The organism is Streptomyces sp. NPDC103540, assembly GCF_055584445.1.
Genome location: NZ_JBVJMA010000045.1, coordinates 1 through 1,765, shown reverse-complemented (window position 1 = coordinate 1,765; position 1,765 = coordinate 1). Strand labels below are relative to the sequence as shown.

Annotated in this window: 1 protein-coding gene; it reads left to right on the top strand. The window is 75.1% G+C overall.

Annotated elements, in window-relative coordinates:
• Positions 1–1,765 (top strand): condensation domain-containing protein (locus ACZ6ZI_RS40225; protein WP_469530110.1); only part of this gene is annotated, 1,765 nt, incomplete at both ends.

Here is a 1,765-nt window from a genome sequence, read left to right as displayed (position 1 = left end):
CCCGACTACATGCACCCCACCCACTACATCCACCTCGACCACCTCCCCCTCAACCCCAACGGAAAACTCGACCGCAACGCCCTCCCCGCACCCGTCGAGACGGCGGGGCAGCCCTCGCGGGCTCCGCGTGACGCCCGCGAGGAGATCCTCGTCGGCATCCTGGCCGACGTGCTGGGACGTTCGTCGGTGGGTGTGAGCGACGACTTCTTCGGGCTCGGCGGGCACTCGCTGCTCGCCGCCCGGGTGGCGGGGCGGATCCGCGAGGCGCTCGGCGTCGACTGCGGGATCCGGGACGTGTTCGAGCTGCGCACGGTGGAGGCGCTGGCGGCCCGACTGGCCGACAGGTCGACCGGTCCGGAGCGGCCGAGGCCGGCCGCCGTCGAACGGGGCGAGCGCCCCGCGCTGTCCTTCGCCCAGCACCGGCTGTGGCTGCTGGACAGCGTGCGCGGACCCAGCGCGGCCTACAACGTGCCGCTCGCGGTGCGCCTGGACGGCCCGGTGGACATGGCCGCGCTCCGCGCGGCGGTGGCCGACGTGGTCACCCGTCACGAGGTGCTGCGCACGGTGATCGCCGAGCACGACGGGGAGCCGTACCAGTGGGTGCTCGATCCGGCGCAGGCCCACGTGCCGGTGACGTTGCGCGAGGTCGCGGAGGACCGGCTGGCCGAGGAGGCCGTCGCGGCGGGCCGGCACGTGTTCGACCTCGCGGCCGAGCTGCCGATGCGGGTCACGCTGCTGCGGGCCTCCGCGGAACGGCACGTCCTGGTGGTGCTGCTGCACCACATCGCCACCGACGAGGGGTCGGCCGGCCCGCTGCTGGCCGACCTGGACCGGGCCTACGCGGCCCGGCTGGCCGGCGGGGCGCCGGACTTCGCCCCGCTGCCGGTGCAGTACGCCGACTTCGCCCGGTGGCAGCGCGATCTGCTCGGCGACCCGGCGGACCCCGCCTCGGTGGCGGCCGGTCAGGCGGCCTACTGGCGCGAGGCCCTGGCGGGAGTCCCGGCGGAGCTGGCGCTGCCCACGGACCGGCGGCGCCCGGCGGAGCCCTCGTACGAGGGCGGTGTGGTGACCTTCACCGTCCCCGAGGCGACCGTGTCCGGTCTGCTCCGGACGGCCCGCGAGAACGGTGCGACGCCGTTCATGGTGGCGCACGCCGCGGTGGCCGCGTTGCTGCACCGGCTCGGCGCGGGTGAGGACATCCCGCTCGGCAGTCCGGTCTCGGCCCGTGAGGGCGAGCAGATGGACGGGCTGGTCGGGTTCTTCCTGAACACGCTGGTCCTGCGGGCCGACCTGTCCGGCGACCCGACCTTCGGTGACCTGGTGGCGCGGGTCCGCGACACCGGTCTGGCCGCGTTCGCGCACGCCGACCTGCCGCTGGAGGCCGTGGTCGAGGCGGTGGACCCGGAGCGCTCGCGCGCCCGCAACCCGCTGTTCCAGACGATGGTCACCTTCCACTCCGTCGACAGCGCGGTACCGCGCCTGTTCGGGCTGCCCGCCGAGGAGCTGACGGTGGAGACCGGCGGGGCGAAGTTCGACCTGGAGGTGGCCTTCGGCACCGTCCGGGACGGCGCGGGCATCGAGGGTGGCATCCGTTACGCCTCCGACCTCTTCGACCGGGCCCGGGTGGAGGAGCTGGCCGGCCGGCTGGTCGCCCTCCTCGACGCGGTGGCCGCCGATCCGGGGGTGCGGGTCTCGCAGGTGGAGGTGATGGGCGAGGCCGAGCGCGAGCTCGTCCTGCACGGCTGGAACGACACCGCGCGTCCGC